At 42.6% G+C, this 24,434-nt stretch carries 23 protein-coding genes and 1 tRNA gene; 8 read left to right on the top strand and 16 right to left on the bottom strand.

The genetic code is table 11. The annotated features are described in order from the left end of the window. Positions 1-25 precede the first annotated feature (25 nt). From ridA to PSF09_RS05560, 4 genes are all read right to left on the bottom strand, one after another. Positions 26-412 carry a 2-iminobutanoate/2-iminopropanoate deaminase gene (gene ridA, locus PSF09_RS05575; protein ID WP_004907508.1) on the bottom strand — a complete coding sequence of 129 codons (387 nt, stop codon included), beginning with the start codon at positions 410-412 and terminating at the stop codon, positions 26-28. A gap of 162 nt (positions 413-574) precedes the next feature. Next, positions 575-1,039 (bottom strand): aspartate carbamoyltransferase regulatory subunit, encoded by a 465-nt coding sequence (pyrI, locus tag PSF09_RS05570; RefSeq protein ID WP_004907509.1) that lies wholly within the window; start codon positions 1,037-1,039, stop codon positions 575-577. 13 nt (positions 1,040-1,052) lie between these two features. Then, a complete protein-coding gene (gene pyrB / locus PSF09_RS05565) occupies positions 1,053-1,988 on the bottom strand; it encodes an aspartate carbamoyltransferase (RefSeq protein ID WP_272664529.1) in 936 nt (311 codons plus the stop codon). A gap of 34 nt (positions 1,989-2,022) precedes the next feature. After that, positions 2,023-2,154 carry a hypothetical protein gene (locus PSF09_RS05560; RefSeq protein ID WP_272664528.1) on the bottom strand — a complete coding sequence of 44 codons (132 nt, stop codon included), beginning with the start codon at positions 2,152-2,154 and terminating at the stop codon, positions 2,023-2,025. Positions 2,155-2,430: 276 nt separating this feature from the next. Here PSF09_RS05560 and PSF09_RS05555 point away from each other — a divergent pair, with 276 nt between their 5' ends. Continuing rightward, entirely contained in the window at positions 2,431-2,787 is a 357-nt protein-coding gene (locus tag PSF09_RS05555; protein ID WP_036958764.1) for a hypothetical protein, read from the top strand. Between the two features lie 61 nt (positions 2,788-2,848). On the opposite strand, the gene phnV is transcribed toward PSF09_RS05555, so the two are convergent. The 5 genes from phnV to phnR form a co-directional block, all read right to left on the bottom strand. Next, positions 2,849-3,646 carry a 2-aminoethylphosphonate ABC transport system, membrane component PhnV gene (gene phnV / locus PSF09_RS05550; RefSeq protein WP_210835638.1) on the bottom strand — a complete coding sequence of 266 codons (798 nt, stop codon included), beginning with the start codon at positions 3,644-3,646 and terminating at the stop codon, positions 2,849-2,851. A gap of 2 nt (positions 3,647-3,648) precedes the next feature. Continuing rightward, on the bottom strand, positions 3,649-4,509 hold the full coding sequence (gene phnU / locus PSF09_RS05545) for a 2-aminoethylphosphonate ABC transporter permease subunit (RefSeq protein WP_272664525.1): 861 nt from the start codon (positions 4,507-4,509) through the stop codon (positions 3,649-3,651). A 1-nt stretch (position 4,510) separates the two neighbouring features. Further along, positions 4,511-5,620 carry a 2-aminoethylphosphonate ABC transport system ATP-binding subunit PhnT gene (phnT, locus tag PSF09_RS05540; RefSeq protein ID WP_272683602.1) on the bottom strand — a complete coding sequence of 370 codons (1,110 nt, stop codon included), beginning with the start codon at positions 5,618-5,620 and terminating at the stop codon, positions 4,511-4,513. A gap of 6 nt (positions 5,621-5,626) precedes the next feature. Then, positions 5,627-6,640, bottom strand: a complete 1,014-nt coding sequence (gene phnS, locus PSF09_RS05535) for a 2-aminoethylphosphonate ABC transporter substrate-binding protein (protein ID WP_272664524.1) — start codon at positions 6,638-6,640, stop codon at positions 5,627-5,629. A 127-nt stretch (positions 6,641-6,767) separates the two neighbouring features. Beyond that, on the bottom strand, positions 6,768-7,487 hold the full coding sequence (phnR, locus tag PSF09_RS05530) for a phosphonate utilization transcriptional regulator PhnR (protein WP_004907519.1): 720 nt from the start codon (positions 7,485-7,487) through the stop codon (positions 6,768-6,770). Between the two features lie 138 nt (positions 7,488-7,625). Between phnR and phnW the strand changes: the two genes are divergently transcribed. Continuing rightward, the gene (gene phnW, locus PSF09_RS05525) at positions 7,626-8,729 is read left to right on the top strand and encodes a 2-aminoethylphosphonate--pyruvate transaminase (protein WP_272664523.1); all 1,104 of its coding nucleotides are present in this window, start codon (positions 7,626-7,628) and stop codon (positions 8,727-8,729) included. 9 nt (positions 8,730-8,738) lie between these two features. Continuing rightward, positions 8,739-9,548, top strand: coding sequence for a phosphonoacetaldehyde hydrolase (phnX, locus tag PSF09_RS05520; protein WP_272664521.1), 810 nt, complete (start codon positions 8,739-8,741; stop codon positions 9,546-9,548). A gap of 45 nt (positions 9,549-9,593) precedes the next feature. Here phnX and argF read toward each other — a convergent pair whose 3' ends face one another. Next, positions 9,594-10,619: an ornithine carbamoyltransferase gene (gene argF / locus PSF09_RS05515; protein WP_272664520.1), complete on the bottom strand. Its 1,026-nt coding sequence runs from the start codon at positions 10,617-10,619 to the stop codon at positions 9,594-9,596. A 169-nt stretch (positions 10,620-10,788) separates the two neighbouring features. Here argF and rraB point away from each other — a divergent pair, with 169 nt between their 5' ends. Beyond that, on the top strand, positions 10,789-11,202 hold the full coding sequence (gene rraB / locus PSF09_RS05510; protein ID WP_272664519.1) for a ribonuclease E inhibitor RraB: 414 nt from the start codon (positions 10,789-10,791) through the stop codon (positions 11,200-11,202). A 70-nt stretch (positions 11,203-11,272) separates the two neighbouring features. On the opposite strand, the gene PSF09_RS05505 is transcribed toward rraB, so the two are convergent. The 4 genes from PSF09_RS05505 to pepA form a co-directional block, all read right to left on the bottom strand. Next, positions 11,273-11,776: a GNAT family N-acetyltransferase gene (locus tag PSF09_RS05505; protein WP_272664518.1), complete on the bottom strand. Its 504-nt coding sequence runs from the start codon at positions 11,774-11,776 to the stop codon at positions 11,273-11,275. Between the two features lie 161 nt (positions 11,777-11,937). After that, on the bottom strand, positions 11,938-14,808 hold the full coding sequence (locus PSF09_RS05500) for a valine--tRNA ligase (RefSeq protein ID WP_272664565.1): 2,871 nt from the start codon (positions 14,806-14,808) through the stop codon (positions 11,938-11,940). Between the two features lie 37 nt (positions 14,809-14,845). Further along, positions 14,846-15,295 carry a DNA polymerase III subunit chi gene (locus PSF09_RS05495; protein WP_210835681.1) on the bottom strand — a complete coding sequence of 150 codons (450 nt, stop codon included), beginning with the start codon at positions 15,293-15,295 and terminating at the stop codon, positions 14,846-14,848. 514 nt (positions 15,296-15,809) lie between these two features. Beyond that, positions 15,810-17,321: a leucyl aminopeptidase gene (pepA, locus tag PSF09_RS05490; RefSeq protein ID WP_004907531.1), complete on the bottom strand. Its 1,512-nt coding sequence runs from the start codon at positions 17,319-17,321 to the stop codon at positions 15,810-15,812. A gap of 339 nt (positions 17,322-17,660) precedes the next feature. On the opposite strand from pepA, the gene lptF reads away from it, so the two are divergent. Then, positions 17,661-18,758: an LPS export ABC transporter permease LptF gene (lptF, locus tag PSF09_RS05485; RefSeq protein WP_004907533.1), complete on the top strand. Its 1,098-nt coding sequence runs from the start codon at positions 17,661-17,663 to the stop codon at positions 18,756-18,758. Further along, positions 18,758-19,834, top strand: a complete 1,077-nt coding sequence (gene lptG, locus PSF09_RS05480) for an LPS export ABC transporter permease LptG (RefSeq protein WP_004907535.1) — start codon at positions 18,758-18,760, stop codon at positions 19,832-19,834. Before lptF ends, lptG begins: the two co-directional genes overlap by 1 nt. Before the next feature lie 636 nt (positions 19,835-20,470). On the opposite strand, the gene PSF09_RS05475 is transcribed toward lptG, so the two are convergent. Together PSF09_RS05475 and ampH are read right to left on the bottom strand one after the other, a co-directional pair. Further along, positions 20,471-20,914, bottom strand: a complete 444-nt coding sequence (locus tag PSF09_RS05475) for a hypothetical protein (protein ID WP_272664517.1) — start codon at positions 20,912-20,914, stop codon at positions 20,471-20,473. A 202-nt stretch (positions 20,915-21,116) separates the two neighbouring features. Continuing rightward, positions 21,117-22,340, bottom strand: coding sequence for a D-alanyl-D-alanine-carboxypeptidase/endopeptidase AmpH (gene ampH / locus PSF09_RS05470; protein WP_210835624.1), 1,224 nt, complete (start codon positions 22,338-22,340; stop codon positions 21,117-21,119). 414 nt (positions 22,341-22,754) lie between these two features. Between ampH and PSF09_RS05465 the strand changes: the two genes are divergently transcribed. Both PSF09_RS05465 and PSF09_RS05460 read left to right on the top strand, forming a co-directional pair. Further along, positions 22,755-22,839 (top strand) — tRNA-Leu (locus tag PSF09_RS05465). Between the two features lie 317 nt (positions 22,840-23,156). Next, complete coding sequence (locus tag PSF09_RS05460; RefSeq protein WP_272683601.1) at positions 23,157-24,407, top strand: tyrosine-type recombinase/integrase; 1,251 nt, start codon at positions 23,157-23,159, stop codon at positions 24,405-24,407. Positions 24,408-24,434 lie beyond the last annotated feature (27 nt).

Below are 24,434 nucleotides of genomic sequence, written 5' to 3'. Positions count from 1 at the left end.
TGGGGTGTTTGGTTCGAACTAATCGTTATTTACGTACTGCGATTGCTTCGATTTCAATTTTTACGTCTTTTGGCAGACGAGCAACTTCAACACAAGAGCGAGCTGGGAATGGTGCATTATGCTGCTTGAAAAACTCTTCATAGGTGGCATTCACTGTCGCGAAGTCATTTAAATCTTTTACAAATACCGTTGTTTTCACGATATTGGCCGCACTTAAGCCTGCCTTTTCTAAAATCGCTTTTACATTAGCCAGTGATTGGCGAGTTTGTGCTGCGATATCTTCAGGCACTTCACCGGTTTTAGGGTCAACAGGGATTTGACCTGATGTGATAACCATACTACCCAAATCTACGCCTTGAACGTAAGGACCGATCGCTGCTGGTGCGTTTTCTGTATTGATTTCGTATGACATAACTACTCCGTTTCATCACGTAAAGAGAAAATACTCGTCATGTGGCAAGCCACAGCGGTGTTTGTGGCTTGGTGTGACTTTGAGTATAACTTTATGGGGTATTAGGCGCTATTATAAACATGGATTGCACCTAGACAACACCGCAGTCTACGCAAAAACAACTTACTGGTTATTGATCACAGCGTCTCTATCGAACTCTTTTTCACAGAATTTACACGTCAGTGCGACTTCTTTGCCGATTTTTTTCACACGGAAACTGCTTGATACGGGCTCATTATGGCTAATACAGTTGCTGTTTGGGCAAATTAATACATTGTCGATATACTGAGGCAGAGTGAGTTCAAGCTTTTCTACCACTTGGTAATCTTCAATACGATTAACGGTGGCTTCAGGGGCATACATGGCTAATTGGTTAGCTTGCTCTGGGGTTAAAAAGGTATTTTCAATTTTGATAATGTCTTTCTTACCTAGATTGCTTGATGGTAAATTTAAGCCAATTGTGATGCGTTCATCTGTTTTTGTTAGTTTAAACAACTTTAGTAATTTGAAACCAATTTGAGCAGGAATGTGGTCAATCACTGTACCGTGGCTGATTGCTTCAACTTGTAATTTATGGTCGTGTGTCATGATGATTTCCTCCTCAGATAGCTAATTCTTTATTTAAAACCAGAGATAACAACGCCTGCCTTGCATAAATCCCATTTCCTGCTTGTTGAAAATAGTAAGCATATGGGGTGCTATCCACATCAACCGCGATTTCATCAACTCGAGGTAATGGATGTAAGACTTTTAAATTCGGTTTTGCACAATGCAGGTCAGCAGCACTTAAAATAAATTGGGCTTTCACATTCGCGTATTCAGAAGGGTCTAGACGCTCTTTTTGTACACGAGTCATATACAGAATGTCGAGTTCTGGCATCACTTCATCAATGTTATTGTGCAGGCTGTAGGTTGCGCCTTTTTCTTCTAAGATGTGCAGAATATGATTTGGCATTGAAAGCGCTTCAGGAGCAATAAAGTAGAAGTGATTTCCTTTAAATTTAGACAGCGCTTGCGTAAGAGAATGCACGGTTCTGCCATATTTTAAGTCACCGACCATGGCAATTTGTAGGTTCTCTAAACGGTCTTGCGTTTCTTGGATAGTAAACAAGTCGAGTAATGTTTGCGTTGGATGCTGGTTCGAGCCATCACCTGCATTAATGACAGGAATGTGGCCTGCAAACTGGCTAGCGAGACGTGCGGCACCTTCTTGTGGATGGCGCATGACGATAGCATCCACATATTGGCTGATGACAGAAATGGTATCGGCCAAGGTTTCCCCTTTTTTACCGAGGGAGGTATTGGTGCTGTCAGAGAAGCCAACCACAGAAGCGCCTAAACGGTGGATAGCTGTTTCAAATGACAAGCGCGTGCGTGTCGAGGCCTCAAAGAAACAACTTGCGATAACTTTATGTTTTAGGAACTCGGGTTGTGGCTGTTTTTTTAATGAAGCAGCGACGTTAAGTACTAATTCAAGATCTGAACGGTCTAAATCATTAATCGAGATGATATCGCGGTGGTATAAAGGGTTCGGCATTGTTGTTCTCCTGTGTCAGCAAGACATGTTAGGTCTATAGGCCAAAAAAAAGCCCCTCATTGAGGGGCTTTTTTATAAATAAGAAGGGGAAAAACAGGCTGTCCAGACCGCCAGAAGGCAGTGCAGTGGAGGTGTTCTCTGTAAAAAATAGAGCAGCAGCGTTCATGGTTTCTCCCGGCAAATTGTGGCGCATTATACGCATCTGATTCTATGACGCAAGCGTTTGCATAAAGAAAAATACATTTTTTTTATTTTTGCGTTTTGGTGAATATTTGAACTAACTGAAAAATGGGAGAAATAGTATCTCTCAATAGGAAATGTGCTGAGCATTGGTGTTTTTTAAACCAAAATTAAATCACATGATTGAATATACAGTACATTTATTTACACACATTTTATGTACGAGTAAGATATTTTTTCTTTTTAATTAAATATGATCATTATGAAATCACGACTTTTTATTCTATTGGCATTCCTTCTTTCTGGCTGTTCATCTGTTTGGGTACCTGTTTCTGGTGGCTCAAAATTCACTCAAGCTGAGGCGAATGCAGTTTGTAAACCTGAAGCCCTTCATTTGTACCCAATCAAAAATGAAGTTGCACAGCGCTCTGTTATGTCTTATGTCGAAAAAAAATGCAAAAAAGATGATGATTGTGGCAAAGACAAAACCTATAAAGAACAAACACCAGTTATGGAAAGCTATGTGATTGATGTCAATGAAGACACCCGTAATAATTATTACTTGGAATGCATGGTATCCAAAGGCTGGACAAAAAAAGATAAGTATATGTGGGAATAGCACACAAGCCGCTAAATAGCCCAGTAGGTAGGGCTTACTAGGCTATTTAGCGTGACAACTTTTATTTTTGTCCAAGTCTTTTCGCTACTTTCTCTAATTTCATCATTAGTAATAATGTAATCGAAACTAATACAATCGTTAGTGCCGAACCATCTGCAATATTACCTCTATCGGTTAAACTGAAAATGGAAACAGGTAATGTCGCCCAGCCGGGGGGATATAACATCATCGTGGCGCCAAGTTCCCCTAAAGACAATGAGAGGCTTAATGCCAATGCTGAAATCATCCATGGCATTAATAGTGGTAAGGTCACATGGCATAAACGATACCAAGGAGAAGCGCCTAAGCTAAAAGCCACGTTTTCTATATCGGGAGAAATACGCGCTAACCCAGTAGAAACATTGCTAAAAGTAAAAGCTGAAATCAACACAAAATGGGCACTAAATACAATCCAAAAGGTGCCGTTCATCTGTAAATAGCCTTGGCTGAATGCCACAAGGATCCCAAGCCCGATAGAAACAGAAGGAATGGCACTAGGGAGGTAAAATGCAATACTCAGCCACTTTTGTATTTTCCCACTATGTCTTCTTAGTGCTAACGCAGCCCAAAGCCCACAAAACAACGCAAATAGACTGGCACTAAAACCAACCACTAGGCTGGATAAAATAGCGTCCCAAGCTGGCCCACTAAACGCGTTCACAAAATGCTCAAGAGTAAACCCTGAAGGCAAAATACCATTCCATTGGCGGCTGAAACTTGACATTAAAATCATCACTAAAGGCAGTAAAAACAATAAACTGAATAAGGTGATGGCAATGATAGTGGCAGTTGCTCGCCCTTTTTTAGACCAAATCAACATCATTAATTCCTTCCCCCAAGCCGAGTAGTTGCCATTCTGTAGAGAAAAAATAACCCGAGTGAAAGCAAGATGTTAATTAAGGCAATCATGCATGCTACTGCATAATCTGACTCTAATATTGCCTTGCTATAGACCATCATCGGTAAGGTATTGACGCCTTTCGCCCCGATAAACAGTACGATGCCAAATTCATTGGTAGTTAACAGCAGGCACAGGCTACCCCCTGCTAATAGAGCGGGAAGTGCTGCTGGGAAAATAACTTGCGCAATAACTCGTGCAGGATGTGCACCTAAAATACTTGCGGCTTCTAACTGGCTCTTGTCAATTTGGCGCAGCGCCGCCATAAGGGGACGCATGACCAAAGGGGTAAAAACGGTAATTTCTGCTAAGATCACGCCATGAATTGAATAAAGGAACTCAACGGGTGGCAATTCGAAATCAAACAATGCCATCAAGGTGCCATTGAGTAGTCCTGCAGAACCATAAATGAAGGTAAAAGCGAGGGTTATCAAGAAGGTAGGTAGAGCAATAAAAGTATCAATCACTTGTGTGATAAACCGGCTTCCCGGGAAAGGAATAAACACTAAGATAAGCGATAGGACACTGCCTATCACAAGGCAACCTAAAGTGGCTAAAATGGTGATGTAGAGTGTGTTCCATAACCCATTAATAAAGCGCTTTGACTCAATAAGTTGCCAAAATGCGTCCAATCCCCATTTTCCCGCCTCATTTTGTAGTGCTTGTTGCGCTATCAACAATAAGGGATAAAAAAACAGCGTAACTAACACCAGTAATGGCGGCAATATCCAATAAATGGATTTTATCGTTATTGATGAACCTTTTGGCACGCTAATATGTGACATGTTATTCCTCAATTAAAACGGTATCCGCAGGTGAAAACCATAAGGTGAGTTTTTCACCTATTTTAGGCGGTGAGACCAAGTGAGTGACGGCGACACTCACGGTTTCACCTGCAACATCACAAATTAAATGTGTTAAATCCCCCTGCCAGCGAGTAGACGTTAATGTGGCTTGCAGTTGATTGGTGGCATTGAAGTTTGGCACTAGTGTGATGTGCTGTGGGCGGATACACACCCATTTTTGGCTGCCAGCTAGCATGCCCAATGTATGAGCTTCCAGCAATGTTCCACCACAACTGACATTGACTTTTCCGGGATTTGTTGAAAAGCCAAGTGCTGTCGCGGCTAGAATATTGGCCCGGCCTAAAAACTCAGCTGCAAAACGGTTGGGAGGGCGGTGATATAAGGCATTTTTTTCGCCATGCGCGACTAAATAGCCCTCTTTCATAATGCCAATTTTATCACCAAGCGCGAGAGCTTCCGTTTGGTCATGGGTGACATAAAGGATGGTCAATTCAGGCAGTTCGCGGTGTAAACGGGCGATTTCTTCGACCATATTATGGCGAATTTGCGCATCTAGTGCGGAAAGCGGTTCGTCGAGTAACAGGACTCTAGGCCTTACGGCAATCGCTCTAGCAATTGCAACACGCTGTTGTTGTCCCCCTGAAAGTTGGTGAGGATAGCGGGTTGCGTAATCCGTCATTCCGACGATTTTAAGGGCTTCAACGACTCGCTCATTAATGAGTGCTTTAGGTTGCTTTTGAGCTCGTAAACCAAATGCCACATTTTCTTCCACTTTCATGTGGGGAAATAATGCGTAGTTTTGTACGACCATACCAAGTCCACGTTGGTAGGGAGGAAGGTGGGTGATATCCATATCACCTAATAAGATGCGCCCGCTATCAGGTTGAGCAAACCCGGCAATAGCACGTAATACCGTCGTTTTCCCTGAACCTGATGGGCCAATCAACACCAATATTTCCCCAGGTTCTATAGTTAAGTCTAGGGGCTTTAGCACGACATTATTATGATACGAGACACGTAAAGATTCTAATGTGATCCCTGAGTGCTCGGTTTGTCGCATTGCTGTAGTGACTTTTCGTTTCATCAACATCACAAGTTACTCACCGTCAGTGACTTTTTGCCAACGTGAAATATCATCGGATAGGGAAACTTCAACGTCATCCCAATTGGGTTGCCAAGTTTTCACACCGTCTAACATTTGGACAGCAGTGTGGTATTGCTTATCAGATGGTGTGATATCTGAACGAACAGGCATTCCCCATGAAAGCTCACTGACCCGGCTTTGTGAGGGTTTATCTAAAAGGAAATTAATCAGCTTTTTGCCGTTTTCTGTTTCAGGGGCGTTGTTCACTAAACCGATAACATAAGGTAAAACCAGTGCACTACGTTCACCATTGGCATCTTTTGGCCAGAAAATTTGGACATTAGGGTTACGTGCCATTTGAGATAAATTCATTTGTAAGTCGCCATTAGCGACATACAGTTCCCCTTTATTGACAAGTGCGGTGAGCTTACCTGTGGAGGCCGATGGGCCAACGTTATTAGCTTGCAATTTGCCGAGGTAATCAAACCCGGCATCTTTGCCATTAAAACTGTGGAAAACTTGAAGCATCACTGCAGTGCCATCACCTGCTTGCCCCGGTGTTGAATATTGCAGTTTATTTTTAAAGCGAGAATCGAGTAGGGCAGTCCAATTTTCAGGAGGGGATTTAAGTAGTTTAGCGTTATAGATAAAGGTCAGGTAATTATTGACTAACGGTGTGTAATAGTGATTTGAATTAGGAATATTTGCTGCATTTTCTGGCGTAAATTCAGCTAATAACTGATTTTTTGCGGCACGTTGAATAAAGGGAGGAACAGTAATCAGCACATCGGCTTGTGGATTGGTACGCTCTTTAGCTAGCCTTTCAACTATCGCCCCTGAACCACTTTCGACATACTGTACTTTGATACCGGTTTGTTTGGTAAATGCTTCGAACTGATTTTTATACCAACTGTTGTTGCCATCGTGAAGCCCATCAGCGGAGTAAACAGTCACAACATCAGCAGCAAAAACAGAGGTAGAGCAAAGGGTTGCCATTAATAGGCCAGCTAAGTAGGTGCGTTTCATGGTTTTCTCCTGTTAAGGTAAAATGTATTCTGGTATATACCAGATGTTTTTTACGCTAACGGGTTTATATGACAGAAAGATGAAATGCAGCTAAATAGCTAAAATTATTTTCTATAGGCAGAAATAATCACAAAGTATCGACTTCGATGCGCAAGCTATCATGACGCCAGTACTCAACATCATAATCTAAAATTCGCCCATGTTGGTCATAGTTTAAGCGCTGCAACAATAGGGCTGGGCGACCAACGGTAACCCCCAGTGCTTGTGCTGCTTGCGCCGGCATTGCTGTTGGGTAAAAAGACAAATGCATGCTGGTATAAATTAAATTGAAATGGGCTTCGTATACCTCGGTTAGGCTGCCATTGAGATCGTAACGTAGCAGCTCAGGAACGCGAGCAGGTAAGCAATGGTTTTCACAGTAACAAACAGGTCTGTCATCCGCAAAACGTAGGCGGGTGAGTAAATAAATTTGTTCAAATGATTGGAGTTTTAAGGGAGTCATCGCTTCGAGAGGAACGGGAATGACCTTTCCATCCAGTAAGACTGTCTTCGGTTGGCGACCTTGTTCAAGGCAAAGTTTATGGAAATTGGTATTTTGGGTAGGATCTAACCAGAGGCGCTCAGGTGTGACAAACCAACCGCGGCGTTCAGAGCGGTAAATGACTCCACTGGATTCTAACTGTGCCAAACTTTCGCGAATAGTGACGCGAGTAGTATTGAAAATGGCGCAAAGTTCGCGTTCAGAGGGAAGTTTATCACCACATTTTAACGAACCATTTTGAATCCTTTCCTGTAGTTGAGCTTTGATAAGCAAGTATTGTGGGGTTTCATCCGCTGATAATTTCATGATTATTTCCTATCATTGTTTCAGTCATATTATACATAGTTATATGAATTTTTTGTTTCACGCACACTTTTCCTTTGACCTTTTGAATCACCTACGACCATTATAATAGCAATCTGGTATAGACCAAAGGTGAATTGAATGACAAACAATAATTATTTGCTATTAACACCGGGACCGCTCACGACATCTAAAACGGTGAAGGAAGCCATGTTGTTTGATAGCTGCACATGGGATGATGATTACAATTTAGGCGTTGTACAACATATTCGCCAACAATTAGTGGCACTGGCAACGGCCAAAGCAGGGTATTCCTCGGTACTACTTCAAGGAAGTGGAAGCTATGCGGTTGAAGCTGTTTTAGGTAGTGCAATCGGTGATAAAGAGAAAGTTTTGATTATCAGTAATGGCGCCTATGGGGCTCGAATGGCACAAATGGCTCAAGGCTTAGGTGTTGCCCATTGTGTTTATGATTGTGGTGAAGTAGCTTTGCCTGATCTGCAACGGGTCGAGCAGTTATTACAACAAGATAACCAAATCACCCATATTGCGATGGTACATTGTGAAACCACGACAGGAATTTTAAACCCGATAGAGAAAGTCGCGAAGTTAGCGAAACAGTATCAAAAATGTTTTATCGTGGATGCAATGAGCAGTTTTGGCGGGATCCCCATGGATATTGCTGAGCTTAACATTGATTTTCTCATTAGTTCGGCAAATAAGTGTATTCAGGGAGTTCCGGGGTTTGCTTTTGTCATTGCTCGTGCTGATGCACTTGAGGTCTGTAAAGGGCGTTCCCGTTCATTATCGCTAGATTTGTATGCGCAGTGGCGCTGTATGGAAGATTTCCATGGTAAATGGCGTTTTACTTCTCCAACCCATACGGTATTAGCATTTGCCCAGGCACTTAAAGAGTTAGCTCAAGAAGGTGGCGTAGCCGCGCGTTTTCAACGTTATCGACAAAATCAACACAAGCTGGTGGTCGGTATGCGTCAATTGGGTTTTACCACATTGTTAGAAGATAGTCTCCATTCGCCGATTATCACCGCATTTTATTCGCCAAATTCGCCTGATTACCAATTCAAGCAATTTTATCAAAATTTAAAATTACACGGCTTTGTCATTTATCCGGGCAAGGTCTCGCAAAGTGATTGTTTCCGCATTGGAAACATTGGTGAAATTTATGAAAAAGACATTGATGCCTTGTTGGTAGCAATAGAAAAAGCCATTTACTGGGAAAAATAAGGGAAAGAAATGAACCGTATTGAAGCCGTTATTCTTGATTGGGCGGGTACCACTGTTGATTTTGGTTCTTTTGCGCCTACTCAGATTTTCATTGAAGCATTTAAATCTGTGTTCGATATGGATATCACACTGGCTCAAGCGCGCATTCCTATGGGGCTAGGAAAATGGCAGCATATTGAAGCACTGGGTAAATTGCCTGAGGTAGACGCTTTATGGAACGCGAAGTTTGGCCGCTCAATGAGTAGTGAGGATATCGATAAAATCTATGCGGCCTTTATGCCATTGCAAATTGCTAAAGTGGTCGACTTTGCTGCGCCAATCGCTGGAGTTATCGACACAATTGCTACATTACGCAGCCAAAATATTAAAATTGGCTCTTGTTCAGGTTACCCTCGTGCCGTGATGGAGAAGTTAGTTCCAGCAGCAAAGGTGTTGGGCTACCAACCCGACTACTGGGTCGCGAGCGATGATATTCCCGCGGGTGGGCGACCGGGGCCTTGGATGGCACTTCAGAACGTGATTGAGTTAGGTATCGGCTCCGTATCAGCTTGTATTAAGGTGGATGATGCCGTTCCTGGTATTGAAGAAGGATGTAATGCCGGAATGTGGAGTGTTGGTTTGTCTATCTCAGGCAATGAGTTTGGTACAACATGGGAAGCGTATCAAGAGATGACTGTTGATGCGGTTAACTCGTTAAAACAACAAGCCGCAGAGAAATTATATGCTGCTGGTGCTCATTATGTGATTGATACGTTAGCGGATTTGCCATCGGTGATTGATTGTATCAATCAGCGTTTGGCGAAAGGTGAACATCCATAATGATAGGTTACCCTCAACTCATTTGGTTGAGTTGAGGGTAGGAATTTAAAAAACATTAATAGGAAGTTCTGGCGCTAATGTCGCCACCATTACCGCTTTAATGGTATGTAAACGGTTTTCTGCTTGATCAAAGACAATGCTGTAAGGTGATTCAAAGACTTCTTCCGTGACTTCTAATCCACCAAACATATTGAATTCTTTAGCAAGTTGCGCCCCCAATGTGGTGTCTTCATTATGGAATGCAGGTAAGCAGTGTAAGAACTTCACATTTGGGTTGCCAGTGAGCTTAATCACATCCATATTCACTTGGTATGGTTTTAATAAATTAATGCGCTGTGCCCATACTTCTTTGGCTTCTCCCATCGATACCCACACGTCGGTATAGATAAAATCAGCATCTTTAACACCTTCAGCGACATCTTCCGTGAGTGTGATTTTCGCACCCGTTTTTTTCGCGAGTTCTTGGCAGGTATTGATTAATTCTTCCTCTGGCCAGCAGCTTTTTGGCGCAACAAGGCGTAAATCTAAACCTGTAAGCGCAGCGGCTTCTAGCATCGAATTACCCATGTTATTGCGTGCATCGCCTAAATAGGCAAATTTAATTTCTGAGAAGGGGGTATTTGGTCGGTGCTCTTGAATGGTCAGCAGGTCGGCTAATAACTGTGTGGGATGGAATTCGTTAGTTAGTCCATTCCATACAGGCACTCCCGAGTGCGCGGCTAAGAGTTCTACTGTGTTTTGAGCGAACCCACGGTATTGAATGCCGTCATACATCCTGCCCAATACTCGAGCGGTATCTTTCATGGTTTCTTTGTGGCCGATTTGGCTACCAGAAGGCCCTAAATAAGTGACTCTAGCACCTTGGTCAAATGCACCAACTTCAAATGCACAGCGTGTCCGTGTTGAATCTTTTTCAAAAATAAGCGCAAAGTTTTTACCTGAAAGGAGGGGCTGTTCTGTACCGGCTTTTTTTTCTGATTTTAACCAAGAAGAGAGTTTTAAAAGTGAATGAATTTCGCTAGAAGTAAAATCAAGTAACCTTAGAAAAGGTTTATTATATAGGGGATTCATAATTGGTAGCCTTTTTGTTTTGAATTAATATTCAATTTATATTCATAAAAATTCAAAATCAACCCCAAATGCAAAAGAAATTATCTTTAAATATATGGTTTCACTGTCAACCGTATGGGAGAATGGCGCAAAGAAAGACGAGCGACAAAGAAATAAAAGGGGTGTGGATATGGTAGATAAAGCTGAATTGGATGCGCAGTACGAAGAAACTCGCTTAATTATCGAAGAATTATTGGAAGATGGCAGCGATCCTGATGCATTGTATGCGATTGAGCATCATTTCTCTGCTGACAACTTTGCACTGTTAGAAAAAGCGGCTGTTGAAGCTTTTAAACTAGGCTATGAAGTCACGGATGCGGAAGAACTCGAAATTGAAACAGGTGAAACCCTGATGTGCTGTGATGTAATCAGTGAAAGTGCCTTAAATGCAGAGCTGATTGACGCACAAGTTGAGCAACTAATGAAACTGGCTGAGAAAATGGGCATCAACTACGATGGTTGGGGCACGTATTTTGAAGACCCAGATGCAGAATATGACGACGAAGACGGTGACGATACCGACCCTGAAGATCGTGTACATTAATGTTTAATTGATGTTCGACTATAAAGGATAGCGAAGGCTATCCTTTATTATTTGTTGCCTTTATCAGGAACTATAGCGCTTTTAACATGCGAATTTCACAGTCACTGTGGCCAGTATTACCCAGTGGTTCATCAATAAATTCAAACCCTAATTTTTCATATAACTTAATAGCCGCTTGAAGCTCTTTGGTTGTTTCTAGGTAGCAACGGGTGTAGCCTTGCTGTTTAGCGAACTCCAGAGACATCAGTACGATTTGCTTCGCTAAGCCTTTGCCGCGTAGTACGGAAGATAAGTACATTTTCTGTAATTCTGCTGTTTCGTTATCACCACCGGCAACTTGTGAAACACCGCCACCGCCAACAATTTCGCCATCCATTTCAACCACCCAATAAGCACTGCGCGGTTTGCTATACACCTCAAATAAGGTATCTAAAATAGGGTCAGCAACGGCAAAGCCTTTGTCCGCAGTTAAGCCATGTTCAGCGGAAACTTCGCGAATAACGGCGGCGATCCCTGGGTTATCTTTAGGTTGAATTAATCGAACTTGGACAGTTTGGTTTGCGTCTGTTGTCATGGAAATATCTCTTTTATTTGTATTAATTATGTTTTTCATTGCGGCATTGGTAGTCGCAATATGTATGATATTGGCACATTTTTAATATTTTCAATGCCCTAATACAAAAAAGCCCTGGCTCATCATCGACGAGCCAGGGACAGATACTTAAAGCTTAATGATTACAAAGAGGCAATGGTCACTTTTTGTGCTTCGATTTTAGCTTTTGCTTCAATATTAGCAGTTAAGCGTTCACGCTCTTTTTCAACGACAGCAGCAGGCGCACGGCTTACAAAACCTTCGTTAGCGAGCTTGCTTTCAATGGTTTCAATCTCCTTAACCACTTTTTCCAGCTCTTTATCTAAACGAGCCAGCTCTGCGTCTTTATCCACTAAACCTGCCATTGGGATAAGGAGCTCTGCACTACCAACTAGTTTGGTGACAGAAACAGGCGCTTCTTCGCCTTCAGCCAGCACACGAATGCTTTCTAAACGCGCCATTGATTTGATAAAGCTTTGGTTTTCTTCAATACGACGTTTCGCATCAGCAGAAGCACCACGTAGCATCACATCCAATGGTTTACCTGGAGAAATGTTCATTTCTGCACGAATATTACGAACTGCAATAATTGCTTCTTTGATCCACTCAAGGTCACTTAGCGCAAGTTCATCCACTTTAGCGGCATCGAACTCAGGGAACGCTTGCAACATAATGGTATCAGCTTCAATACCTTTAACGACTTTCACTCGTTGCCAGATAGTCTCAGTGATAAATGGAATGATTGGATGAGCAAGGCGCAGTAAGCCTTCCAGCACTTCGATCAAGGTGAAACGCGCTGCACGTACTTGCGCTTCATTACCTTTATGAACTGCAGGTTTAGACAGCTCTAAGTACCAGTCACAGAATTCATTCCATGTGAAATCATACAAAATACCCGCTGCGATATCGTAACGGTGAGTATCTAACGCTTCACGGTAAGCTTTTACAGTCTGATTAAATTGCGCCATGATCCAGCGGTCAGCCAATGAGAAGCTCATTTCACCGCCGTTTTGGCCGCAATCTTGGCCTTCGGTATTCATCAGAACGAAGCGGCTCGCATTCCATAATTTATTACAGAAGTTACGGTAACCGGACAGGCGTTTCATATCCCAGTTGATATCACGACCTGTTGAAGCTAATGCTGCTAAAGTAAAGCGTAGGGCGTCAGTACCGTGGGCTTCAATGCCTTCTGGATATTCTTTACGGGTACGTTTAGCAATTTTTTCAGCCAATTGCGGCTGCATCATGTTGCCAGTGCGTTTTTCAAGTAAGTCTTCTAAAGAAATACCGTCAATCATATCCAATGGGTCGATAACGTTCCCTTTGGATTTCGACATTTTTTGGCCTTCTTCATCACGGATCAGGCCTGTCATGTAAACGGTTTTAAATGGCACTTGTGGTTCACCGTTTTCATCTTTGATGAAATGCATAGTCATCATGATCATACGGGCGATCCAGAAGAAAATAATATCGAAGCCACTGACTAATACATCTGTCGGATGGAATGTTTTCAGTGCATCGGTATTTTCTGGCCAGCCGAGAGTAGAGAATGTCCACAGACCGGAAGAGAACCAAGTATCCAGTACATCGTCGTCTTGGCGAAGAGCAATATCTGCACCTAAGTTGTTTTCACGACGAACTTCGTCTTCATCACGACCCACATAGACATTGCCTTTTTCGTCATACCATGCAGGAATGCGGTGACCCCACCAAAGTTGGCGAGAAATACACCAGTCTTGAATATCACGCATCCAAGAGAAATACATGTTTTCGTACTGACGAGGAACGAACTGAATACGGCCATCTTCAACAGCCTTGATAGCATCACGAGCTAAAGGCTCGGTGCGCACGTACCATTGGTCGGTCAGCATAGGTTCAATAACTACGCCACCACGGTCACCGTAAGGCACAGTTAAGTCATGCGGTTTAACTTCAACCAGCAGGCCTAATTGCTCAAATTCTGCCACGATAGCTTTACGCGCCGCGAAACGTTCCATGCCACGATACGCTTCTGGAATTTCGCAGCTATAAGCGGTGGATGGGTTACCGTTGGTATCGAAAACTTCCGCTTCGTTACGAACGTTACCGTCTAAGTCCATCATGTTAATCATCGTTAACTGATGGCGTTTACCAACTTCATAGTCATTAAAGTCATGAGCTGGTGTGATTTTCACACAACCAGTACCTTTTTCCATGTCGGCATGTTCATCACCCACAATAGGAATACGGCGGTTAACGATTGGCAGAATGATTTCTTTGCCAATTAAATCTTTATAGCGTGGATCTTCAGGGTTAACGGCGACACCGGTATCCCCTAACATGGTTTCAGGGCGAGTGGTTGCGACCACTAAATAGTCTTTGCCTTCAGCGGTTTTTGCACCATCAGCCAGTGGGTAACGCAGGTGCCACATAGAACCTTTAACTTCACGGTTCTCAACTTCTAAGTCAGAAATTGCCGTGTGCAGTTTCGGGTCCCAGTTGACTAAGCGTTTGCCACGATAAATTAAGTTTTCTTTATAGAGACGAACGAACGCTTCTTTAACCGCTTTAGATAAGCCTTCATCCATGGTAAAACGTTCGCGATCCCAATCAACAGAGTCGCCTAAACGGCGCATTTGTTGTGAAATTGTACCGCCAGATTCCGCTTTCCATTCCCAGATTTTGTCAATGAACGCATCGCGGCCGTAGTCATGACGGTTTTTACCTTCTTCGGCTGCAATTTTGCGCTCAACGACCATCTGAGTTGCAATACCCGCATGGTCTGTTCCCGTTTGCCATAAGGTATTTTTACCTTGCATACGTTGGTAACGGATCATGGTATCCATGATAGTTTGCTGGAAGGCATGCCCCATGTGCAGGCTACCAGTGACGTTCGGTGGCGGAATGACGACACAGAAGCTGTCTTGGGTGGTATCCCCATTAGGTTTAAAATAACCGCTTTTCTCCCAGTGAGCATACAGTGATTGCTCAATCTCTGCGGGGTTATATGTTTTATCGAGCGAGGGCTCATTCATTGGGCTATCTGGTTTCTTTTCCATTATCTTTTTGTATTCAGTAAGTTGGCGGCGTCGCCATAGTCAAATTGAAGCCGACGCTACGGTACGTTTTATACCGTTCACGCGCCAACTGTTTTAAAGTTTCATCAATAGGTACGAAGTCTATCACTTCATGGAAAGCCGTGGCAAAATCTGCGAACTGATTTTGTAAATTAATCAGTATATCGCGAGGTGTTGTGCCTCTTTTGGCTGGCCAGCAAATTTCAATTGGTGCACCATAACGCGGGCCTTCCCCAGCTAAATTATGCGGGACAAATTGGTGTGGATCACGCTGCCAAAGGGCCTCATCAATCTTTTCAGCTTGTTGCTGTGTTTCGCAAGCAACCAAAACACGCTTTCCACTGCGCCACATTTGCGCAGCAAGCTCACAAGCCAGCCATTCATGGGCTTCAAGTTCAGGATGTGGTGATGCCTGTTCTAGTTGGTAAAACGTACCTTTTTTCATATACCCGTCATACTTCAATTTGTAGGGGTGTTGGCTACGCGCTTTCGCCTGAGTCACATACTTTTGTATGCTCCTAAGGTCTCAATTGCTTGCCGCCTACCTACAAACTGAATTATTTAGGGTATAGCTTAAAGGGCTATCCTTCAATTTGTAGGGGTGTTGGCTACACACTATCGCCTTAGTCACATACTTTTGTATGCTCCTAAGGTCTCAATTGCTTGCCGCCTACCTACAAACTGAATTATTTAGGGTATAGCTTAAATGGCTATCCTTCAATTTGTAGGGGTGTTGGCTACGCGCTTTCGCTTTAGTCACATACTTTTGTATGAGATGTGGGCTACACGTTTTTGGTGATCAAGCGCTGAATGATGTCTATGTTGAATTATAACCTTTTTTATTGCTGCCTCAAAATGGCTTCTATGTGTATCGAAAAGCCAAAAATAATATCCCGAATCGCATAAGTGCTCATCGGGATATTTTTATGAGTGATGTACAGCTAAAATGCTAAATCGGGTTATTCATCACCATTAAGGCCTGCACGGTTCAACAAGAACTGCGCTAGCATGGAAACAGGGCGGCCAGTGGCACCTTTCGCGGCACCAGAGCGCCAAGCAGTTCCTGCGATATCAAGGTGTGCCCAGTTATATTTCGTTGCAAAGCGAGACAGGAAACAACCTGCAGTGATAGCACCCGCTGGACGTCCACCGGTATTGGCTAAATCAGCAAAATTTGGTGTGATTTGGTCAAAATATTCATCTGCTAATGGTAAACGCCATGCACGGTCGCCTGCTTGCTCAGAAGCATTTAACAGCTCGTGAGCCAGTGGATTATGGTTTGACATCAACCCAGTGTAATGGCTACCTAATGCAATCACACAAGCCCCTGTTAAGGTGGCGATATCGATAACCAGCTCAGGTTCAAAACGCTCAACATAGGTGAGTGCATCACACAGAACTAAACGGCCTTCGGCATCCGTATTGAGGACTTCAACAGTTTGCCCAGACATCGTAGTGAGGATGTCACCAGGGCGATAAGCACGGCCACCAGGCATGTTTTCACAGCCAGCAAGAACCCCAATCACATTAATTGGTAATTGCAATTCAGTGATAAAGCGCATGACGCCATATACACTTGCAGCGCCGCACATATCGTATTTCATTTCATCCATGCCTTCGGATGGTTTAATTGAAATACCGCCGGAGTCAAAGGTTAGGCCTTTACCAAGTAAAACGATAGGTTTGCTTTCTGGGTCTGGACTGCCTTTATATTCCATGATGGACATTAGCGATTCATTTTGTGAACCTTGACCGACCGCTAGATAGGCATTCATTCCAAGTTCTTTCATTTGCTCCTCACCAATCACTCGAGTGGTGAGTTTACTGTCTGAAATATCAGCTAATTGACGAGCTTGAGATGCTAAATAACCTGCATTACAGATGTTTGGCGGCATATTGCTTAAATCTTTCGCCGCTTTAACACCTGAAGCAATCGCTAAGCCGTGGGAAATAGCACGTTCACCACTGGTTAATTCACGGCGAGTTGGCACGTTGAAAACCAGTTTACGCAGCGGACGGCGGTGCTCTGTTTTATTACTTTTTAGTTGATCAAATACATACAGCGACTCTTTGGCTGTTTCGACGGCTTGGCGCACTTTCCAGTAATTATTGCGGCCTTTGACGTGTAATTCAGTTAAGAAACAGACAGCTTCCATTGAGCCAGTTTCATTCAGTGTGCTGATGGTTTTCTGAATAATTTGTTTAAATTGGCGCTCATCTAATTCACGTTCTTTACCACAACCGATAAGTAGAATGCGTTCAGACAGAACGTTGGGTACATGATGGAGTAGCAGGGATTGCCCCACTTTACCCTCAAGTTCGCCGCGGCGCAGCAGGGCGCTGATATATCCGTCACTTATTTTGTCCAGCTGTTCAGCAATTGGGGACAGACGGCGTGGTTCAAAGACTCCGACAACAATGCATGCGCTGCGCTGTTTTTCCGGGCTACCACTTTTTACACTAAACTCCATGCGTTCTCCTGAATCTTAAAGACAAAGGCCGATGCTCCCGCTAAAATTAGCGTTTCGCATGATCTACCTCATAGAGAATGAACTCTTTATGTTAAACTAACCATCTATACGCGAAATAGCTCACGTTGTATGCTGTTAATCGCGATACACCATGAAGTATGGCGGGTATATCCGGTTTCTCGAATATTAAGCATGTTCTGATATTTCAATCAGTATAGATAATGCTTTTATATCATTCTAGCCATACAATAAACTAGAGTATATGTTAGTAAATGGCAGACATCGAACGAACTTAGCCATTTTCTTCCCAAAAGACAAGTTTTCACAGGCGTAATAAGCGTGATCATTATTAGATATTTGGTACGGGAAACCCTGAAAAGTCAGTTAGCCATACTTTTTGTATTGATGCTAATCTTTTTTAGTCAGAAGTCGATAGATATTCTTGGCGCTGCGGTTCAGGGCAATATTCCCTCAAACTTAGTACTTCCTTTACTGGGGTTAGGTGTGCCTGAAATGGCGCAGCTTATCTTACCTTTGAGCCTATTCCTTGGGCTTTTGATGACCTACAGTAAACTTTATACTGAAAGTGAAATCACGGTAATGCACGCCTGCGGTTTAGGTAAAAGTGTTTTAGTGAAAGCCGCGTTAGTTCTTGCAGTCATTACCGCGATGGTCGCGATTGCTAACATTACGTGGATGTTGCCGTGGTCATCCCAATACCAAGAGCAGGTATTGGCTGATGCGAAAGCCAATCCCGGGTTAGCTGCAATGGTGGAAGGGCAGTTTAAAACCACTAAAGATGGCAACTATGTGCTGTACATCGGTGATGTAAAAGGTAACAACTTCAAGAATGTGTTTCTTGCACAGCTACGCGCCGCTAATGAACAACGACCTTCTGTTGTGGTTGCGGACAGCGGCTATATGAAAGAAGACCCTGATGGTCGACAAGTCGTTGTTTTAAATGAAGGTACTCGTTATGAAGGAACCGCGTTACTACGCGATTTTCGCATAACTGACTTTGTTAATTACCAAGCCATCGTTGATCACCAAACTGCAGAAACGCGTAGTGACCGAGTTGAGCAAAAAAATATGCTACAACTGTGGTCTGAAAATACGCCTGAGGTGAACGCTGAGTTTCATTGGCGTTTAACCATTGTTTTCTCCGTTGTCGTCATGGCTTTGATGGTTGTGCCGTTAAGCGAGGTTAATCCACGTCAGGGGCGGGTACTCAGTATGCTTCCAGCAATGTTGCTGTACCTCATTTTCTTTTTATTACAAAGTACATTGCGTAACAGTGCTGATAAGGGCGACCTTGACCCAAGATATACCATGTGGGCGGTGAACGTGGGGTATTTGGTATTAGCGATAGTCCTAAATGCGTGGAATACCGTCCCAATGCGCCGTATGCGTCTTAAATTGAGTAAAGGGGTTGCCTGATGTTTGGTGTTTTAGATAGGTATATCGGTCGAACCATCTTAAATTCGATTTTAGTGACGCTATTTTTGCTCGTTTCCCTCGCAGGGATCATTAAATTTGTCGAGCAGCTTCGCAAAGTGGGTGATGGCGACTATACGGCATTGAGTGCGGGTGTATTCACCTTATTAACTGTTCCAAAAGATATTGATATTTTCTTTCCAATGGCGGCGTTGTTGGGAGCACTAATGGGGTTAGGAGCGCTGGCTTCACGTAGTGAGTTGGTGGTCATGCAAGCTTCCGGTTTTACTCGCTTGCAAATCGCATTATCGGTGATGAAAACGGCGGTACCATTGGTCATTGTCGCCATGTTTATTGGTGAATGGATTGCTCCTGCAGGTGAGCAGTGGGCAAGAAATTATCGCGCAGAAAAAATTGTGGGTAACTCATTAGTTGTGACAGATGAAGGCATGTGGGCAAAAGATGCCAATGATTTTATCCACATTCAGCGGATTAATAATGCGACATCGATTCAAGATGTGTCGGTATATCGTTTTGATGACCAACGTAAATTGAAGTCAGTGATGTTTGCCGCGAACGGTGAGTATGACTCGACAAATCAGCTTTGGGTATTATCTCAAGTGGACGAGTCAATTCTAAGTAGTGAGAAAAAAATCACAGGTTCACAGAGATTAACGGTTGATTGGAAAACCAATTTAACTCCAGAAAAACTAGGGATAGTTTCACTGAATGCTGACTCGCTTTCCATCCGTGGCCTGTATCAATATGTCTCGTACTTAAAAGAAAGTGGCCAAGTTGCTGCGGTTTATGAGCTCAGTATGTGGAAAAAAATATTAGCGCCATTATCTGCAGCCGTCATGATGTTAATGGCCGTTTCATTTATTTTTGGGCCATTGCGTACCGTTCCTATGGGGGTACGTGTTATTTCAGGTATTGTGGGGGGGTTCCTCTTCTACGTACTTAACCAAGGGTTTGGTAACTGGAGTCTAGTTTATTCAGTGCCACCTATTGTTGCGGCAATTTTGCCAAGCTTACTGTTTTTAATTGTTAGTATCGTATTATTAGTAAAACGAAAATAACGTTTTATAGCTTATTAAAGGCTGTGTATCTTTGGGTATCACAGCCTTTTTTATTGTCATTTACTGAGTAATAAATTCCCTAATTTACTGATAATACTTAATAGGTTATTTTGAGGGCGGAATAAAACTTGTTGTTGTCTATTATTTGCAGATGTACTGATATATTGGCCTTTGATCCCAACAACATTAAATCGACTTTTATTAGCTAACTGTTGAGCATAAGAAAAAATACCGCCATTCGCCGTATATGACTGGCGAACAAGATAAGTTTTTTTGCATTCTTGCTCTGTGAATGAAGTTTGTGATTCTTTCCGTGCTTCACTGACAAGTTTTTTATATTCAGGTGTTTGTTCTAATTTCTTGTGATTGTTTTTTAAGGGATGAGCATTGAGTGATTCTAGATCTATTTCTATTGATGTTGGTTTTTGTGGGGCGGGGAATGTGTTTTGGTGGTTATAGATTTTTCTAAGTTGAAGAACTAACTCAGAAACTTTGCCCTGTTTAGTGGTACAGGGCCGTGTTATATGATGTAAAAAAATGGAGAAATACGCATTTTAATTCCTATTCACGAAGTTGAAGAGGGATTAAGATTAGCCTTGAACTAGCTTGAATAATAGCACATTAATATTGTTATTATTAACCAACTATTGCGTAACCTAATGCACTGATAAAGGCTACTATCCTTGTTTGCGGTTGAAATAACTTTTTTCTGGTACCTGAGATATTACTTTGGTTATCGATAGCTAAAATATTTTGGCGACTCCGGTTTGCTAATTGCTGAGCAAGCGAAAAAATTCCACCTCTCATACTATTCTGTCGTTTAAATTTAAAAGCCGTTTGGCACTTTTCCCGATATATTCGTCTTTCTTCTTGTCGGTAAGCTTTGATAGCGTGTAATTCTGAGCCGTCGAAATATTTGTAGGGATATTGAGTAGCAATAGACTTATTTTCTACATATTCTGGGTTTTTAGCACAATGCCCTTTAATGTTATTTAAAATTTCTACTAATTCAAATTGGCTAATTTTCGGGTATTGTGTAGCCTGACAGCTTGATGTTATCGCGTGGTTTTTTGTTCTCATTTTAGTCCTTCATGCGTTAATGGAAGGCTAAAAGATTATCGGGAATTTGAATGAATTGATTTTAAAAATGAATAGTAAAATTATCAAAAACAGCCTGAATATCTCAGGCTGTTGTCGCGATTAATGTGATAACGCGGGTAAATCCACGTTTTAGAGTCGGGGTGTAGCTCGCCATTGTTTGTAATGCTTCGGCGGTACTCCTTCAATGTTTCCCATACGCATGGTTAGTAGATAATGAGGCGACTAGTTCATTAACACCAATCGTTAACTTACTGAATTTACTTCCATCTTTGCGAGTCATTACGACAAATACACCGATATTTTGCTGTGGGATCATCGCCATATAGGTATTAAACCCACCGCCACCACCTGTTTTTTGGTAAATACCAGGAATGCCATTTTTCGGTTTCATATACACCCATCCAAGCCCTAGCCCATCAGCATGGCCTGCAACATCCATCCCTTTAATTTCTAAAAGTTTTTCACGTGGAAAATAGATGCCTTGTTCACGGGCAGCTGTGACTTTTCTTAGGTTACTGTCTGTCGATAAAAATTGTTGCATCCATTTTTGCATATCTGCAGGGGTGGAATACACACCACCACTTCCTGCAGCTGCAAGAGTGTTATGGCAAGGGCTAGGTTTTGTTCCTTCCATTAACCGTGCGCATTGTGCATTATTGGGGGTGTAAGTGGTATTCGTCATTTTGGCGGGAGAAGTAACATAGTGGTTAAATAGCTGAGGGTAAGAGACTCCTGAAGCTTTAACCATCGCATCTGCCAATAAGTCATACGCTAAGTTGGAATAAGAAGCTTCTGTTCCCGGTGTTGCATCTAACTTACCTGTTTTTAGCCAGGTCCAGCGGTTATCTTGAGTTGGCCAAATAAAAACAGGGCGTCCCCATTTCCCACCAGGTTGTTCGCGAGGTAAGCCACTGGTATGGCTTGCTAAATGATATAAGCGAATAGCTTGCCCACTGGCATTATCAGGAACAGTAACGCCATGGTAGGCGTATTGTTGTAATGGGTCCGTAATTAGCAGTTTCTTATCTTGTTCAAGCTTAATTAATATTTCGCTTGTCATTAACTTGGTAATTGATGCAATGCGAATTAATGAATTTGGGCCAGGTTTTTTACCATTACCAGGTGCAGTTTCACCATAATAGCGCGATAACGCCTGATTATTATCGATAACAATGATAGCCATGCCCCGTGCATTGCTTTCATTAAAAATGCGATTAGCGTATAAATCGACAATCTTAGCGACGCGCTCGTAAGTCCTTCTATCTCCCTCAAAAACTTGCCAGTCAGAGGATTCAATATCATTACTTTGCAAAAACTTTGGTGCTTTTTCTGTCTTACTTGAACAGGCCATTAACGCTAAGGATAATGCAGATACAGACAGAACTTTTAGAAATGATTTCTTCATGTTGGAAGCCAGCCGATATGATTGTTTGCAAATGGCCTTTCAGCCAATATTATTTTTTCTTCGCGAAAATCTTCATTACCACACCAATTAAGATGCCAATAAAGATACCTGTTGCTATCCACCCAACAAAACCCATGATTAAACCTTAAATATTGACATTAGATTGCAGATAAACTAACAAAAATAATGACCTGCCGCCAGTCACAGAGCCTCGCGATAAGAAAAATAATTTGGGAGAAGTTAACATACTCATTAATAGATATATAAACAAAAGAAGCTTTCCCTGTGATTTTATTAGTTCTAAGGAATATGCTTTTTTTTTAAGCGAACAAACTGAATCTTCACGAATAAGTGTTGCCAGTAGACACAAGGCAAGTATAATGACAGCGTTTTCCAAGAAACACATCACTTCGTGCCGGAGTGGCGGAATTGGTAGACGCAGTTGATTCAAAATCAACCGCCTTCGGGTGTGCCGGTTCGAGTCCGGCCTTCGGCACCATAAGAACATCAAGAGACGTCAACCGACGTCTTTTTTTGTATCTGAAATCCCAGTTTTACAAGGCTTTTCCCGCGTTTTCAGTCAATGCATGTCAATCTAACTCAACCCACATCAACCTCCGAGTGAGTATACAACTGAGTATATACATCGCTTCGATAATGAATGTATACTCATTTTACCTCGTATTACCGATGATAGTGCAATGCAGGTGCAGCCTGTGGCGTAGGTACATAGTTGGTTATGTCACTCGAAATCATCGACTGTAATCTGAGATATCTCGTTTATATACTCACTCCGGGGGGAAGAGGACAAAGAATATGGCATTAACCGATACAAAAGTTCGTGCAGCTAAACCTGAAGAGAAAGCTTATACACTGACAGACAGTGATGGCTTGTTTCTTTATATTCACCCCAATGGTTCTAAATATTGGCGTTTTCGTTTTCGCTTTGGTGGCAAACAACATTTGATGGCTTTTGGTGTATACCCTGAAATTTCTTTAGCAGATGCAAGAGAAAGAAGGGACGCAGCTAGAAAGCAAGTTGCTTTAGGTATCGACCCACGCGAACTCAAGAAAGAATTAAAGGAAGAGCAGCAAAAGGAATTTAACACTTTCGAGAAGATTGCTCGCGATTGGCACGCGACGAATAAGAAATGGTCTGAAGGACATAGCCATCGAGTACTCAAAAGCCTTGAGGACAATATCTTTGCGGCTATTGGCAAACGTAATATTGCCGAACTGAAAACTCGCGATCTCCTCGAACCCATTAAGGCCATAGAGATGTCTGGACGTCTTGAAGTTGCTGCACGTTTACAACAACGTGTTACAGCCATAATGCGTTATGCCGTACAAAGCGGTTTAATCGACTATAACCCTGCACAAGATATGGCTGGTGCAGTTGCCACGGGGAAACGAGTCCACAGAGCAGCTTTAGAACTTAAACGCCTACCTGAGTTCTTACAACGTATCGATGATTATAAGGGAAGACCTTTAACTAAACTTGCAGTCAAGCTTACCTTGTTAGTCTTCATTCGCTCTAGTGAATTGCGCTTTGCTCGTTGGGATGAAATCGATTTTGATAATGCCATGTGGACGATCCCCGCTGAACGCGAAGCGATAGAAGGGGTGAAGCACTCTCATCGCGGATCAAAAATGCGTACCCCTCATTTAGTCCCTTTAAGTCGACAAGCCATTGAAATCTTAAAACAGATCTATCAATTCAGCGGTAACCACGAACTGATCTTTATCGGTGATCATAATCCTAGAAAACCCATGAGTGAAAACACGGTGAACAACGCATTACGTGTCATGGGCTATGACACTAAAACGGAAGTGTGTGGTCATGGTTTCAGAACAATGGCATGCAGCTCGTTGATTGAGTCAGGACTGTGGTCGAAAGATGCAGTAGAAAGGCAGATGAGCCACCAAGAGCGTAATTCAGTCCGTGCAGCTTATATTCATAAAGCCGAACACATTGATGAGCGCCGATTGATGGTGCAATGGTGGGCAGATTATTTGGATGAGAATAGGGAACGGCATGTGGGGGCGTTTGGGTTTGGGAAAAGGTAGATTAATTTATATCTGAATCTAATTTCA

The sequence above is a fragment of the Providencia sp. PROV141 genome, from assembly GCF_028481645.1.
In the GTDB taxonomy this organism is placed as follows: Bacteria; Pseudomonadota; Gammaproteobacteria; order Enterobacterales; family Enterobacteriaceae; genus Providencia; species Providencia rettgeri.
Note: the sequence above shows the minus strand (reverse complement) of the source record. Positions and strands in the feature narration are given on the sequence as shown.

Bases quoted from the DNA above. Each gene is read 5' to 3' on its own strand.
- PSF09_RS05495 (WP_210835681.1), bottom strand. From the start codon at position 15,295: ATGAAAAAAGGTACGTTTTACCAACTAGAACAGGCATCACCACATCCT.
- PSF09_RS05460 (WP_272683601.1), top strand. From the start codon at position 23,157: ATGGCATTAACCGATACAAAAGTTCGTGCAGCTAAACCTGAAGAGAAA.
- phnS (WP_272664524.1), bottom strand. From the start codon at position 6,640: ATGAAACGCACCTACTTAGCTGGCCTATTAATGGCAACCCTTTGCTCT.
- phnT (WP_272683602.1), bottom strand. From the start codon at position 5,620: ATGTTGATGAAACGAAAAGTCACTACAGCAATGCGACAAACCGAGCAC.
- phnV (WP_210835638.1), bottom strand. From the start codon at position 3,646: ATGTTGATTTGGTCTAAAAAAGGGCGAGCAACTGCCACTATCATTGCC.
- PSF09_RS05560 (WP_272664528.1), bottom strand. From the start codon at position 2,154: ATGAACGCTGCTGCTCTATTTTTTACAGAGAACACCTCCACTGCACTG.
- PSF09_RS05555 (WP_036958764.1), top strand. From the start codon at position 2,431: ATGAAATCACGACTTTTTATTCTATTGGCATTCCTTCTTTCTGGCTGT.
- rraB (WP_272664519.1), top strand. From the start codon at position 10,789: ATGGTAGATAAAGCTGAATTGGATGCGCAGTACGAAGAAACTCGCTTA.
- ampH (WP_210835624.1), bottom strand. From the start codon at position 22,340: ATGAAGAAATCATTTCTAAAAGTTCTGTCTGTATCTGCATTATCCTTA.
- lptG (WP_004907535.1), top strand. From the start codon at position 18,758: ATGTTTGGTGTTTTAGATAGGTATATCGGTCGAACCATCTTAAATTCG.
- ridA (WP_004907508.1), bottom strand. From the start codon at position 412: ATGTCATACGAAATCAATACAGAAAACGCACCAGCAGCGATCGGTCCT.
- pepA (WP_004907531.1), bottom strand. From the start codon at position 17,321: ATGGAGTTTAGTGTAAAAAGTGGTAGCCCGGAAAAACAGCGCAGCGCA.
- phnX (WP_272664521.1), top strand. From the start codon at position 8,739: ATGAACCGTATTGAAGCCGTTATTCTTGATTGGGCGGGTACCACTGTT.
- phnU (WP_272664525.1), bottom strand. From the start codon at position 4,509: ATGTCACATATTAGCGTGCCAAAAGGTTCATCAATAACGATAAAATCC.
- PSF09_RS05500 (WP_272664565.1), bottom strand. From the start codon at position 14,808: ATGAATGAGCCCTCGCTCGATAAAACATATAACCCCGCAGAGATTGAG.
- pyrI (WP_004907509.1), bottom strand. From the start codon at position 1,039: ATGACACACGACCATAAATTACAAGTTGAAGCAATCAGCCACGGTACA.
- pyrB (WP_272664529.1), bottom strand. From the start codon at position 1,988: ATGCCGAACCCTTTATACCACCGCGATATCATCTCGATTAATGATTTA.
- phnW (WP_272664523.1), top strand. From the start codon at position 7,626: ATGACAAACAATAATTATTTGCTATTAACACCGGGACCGCTCACGACA.
- argF (WP_272664520.1), bottom strand. From the start codon at position 10,619: ATGAATCCCCTATATAATAAACCTTTTCTAAGGTTACTTGATTTTACT.
- PSF09_RS05505 (WP_272664518.1), bottom strand. From the start codon at position 11,776: ATGACAACAGACGCAAACCAAACTGTCCAAGTTCGATTAATTCAACCT.
- phnR (WP_004907519.1), bottom strand. From the start codon at position 7,487: ATGAAATTATCAGCGGATGAAACCCCACAATACTTGCTTATCAAAGCT.
- PSF09_RS05475 (WP_272664517.1), bottom strand. From the start codon at position 20,914: ATGAGAACAAAAAACCACGCGATAACATCAAGCTGTCAGGCTACACAA.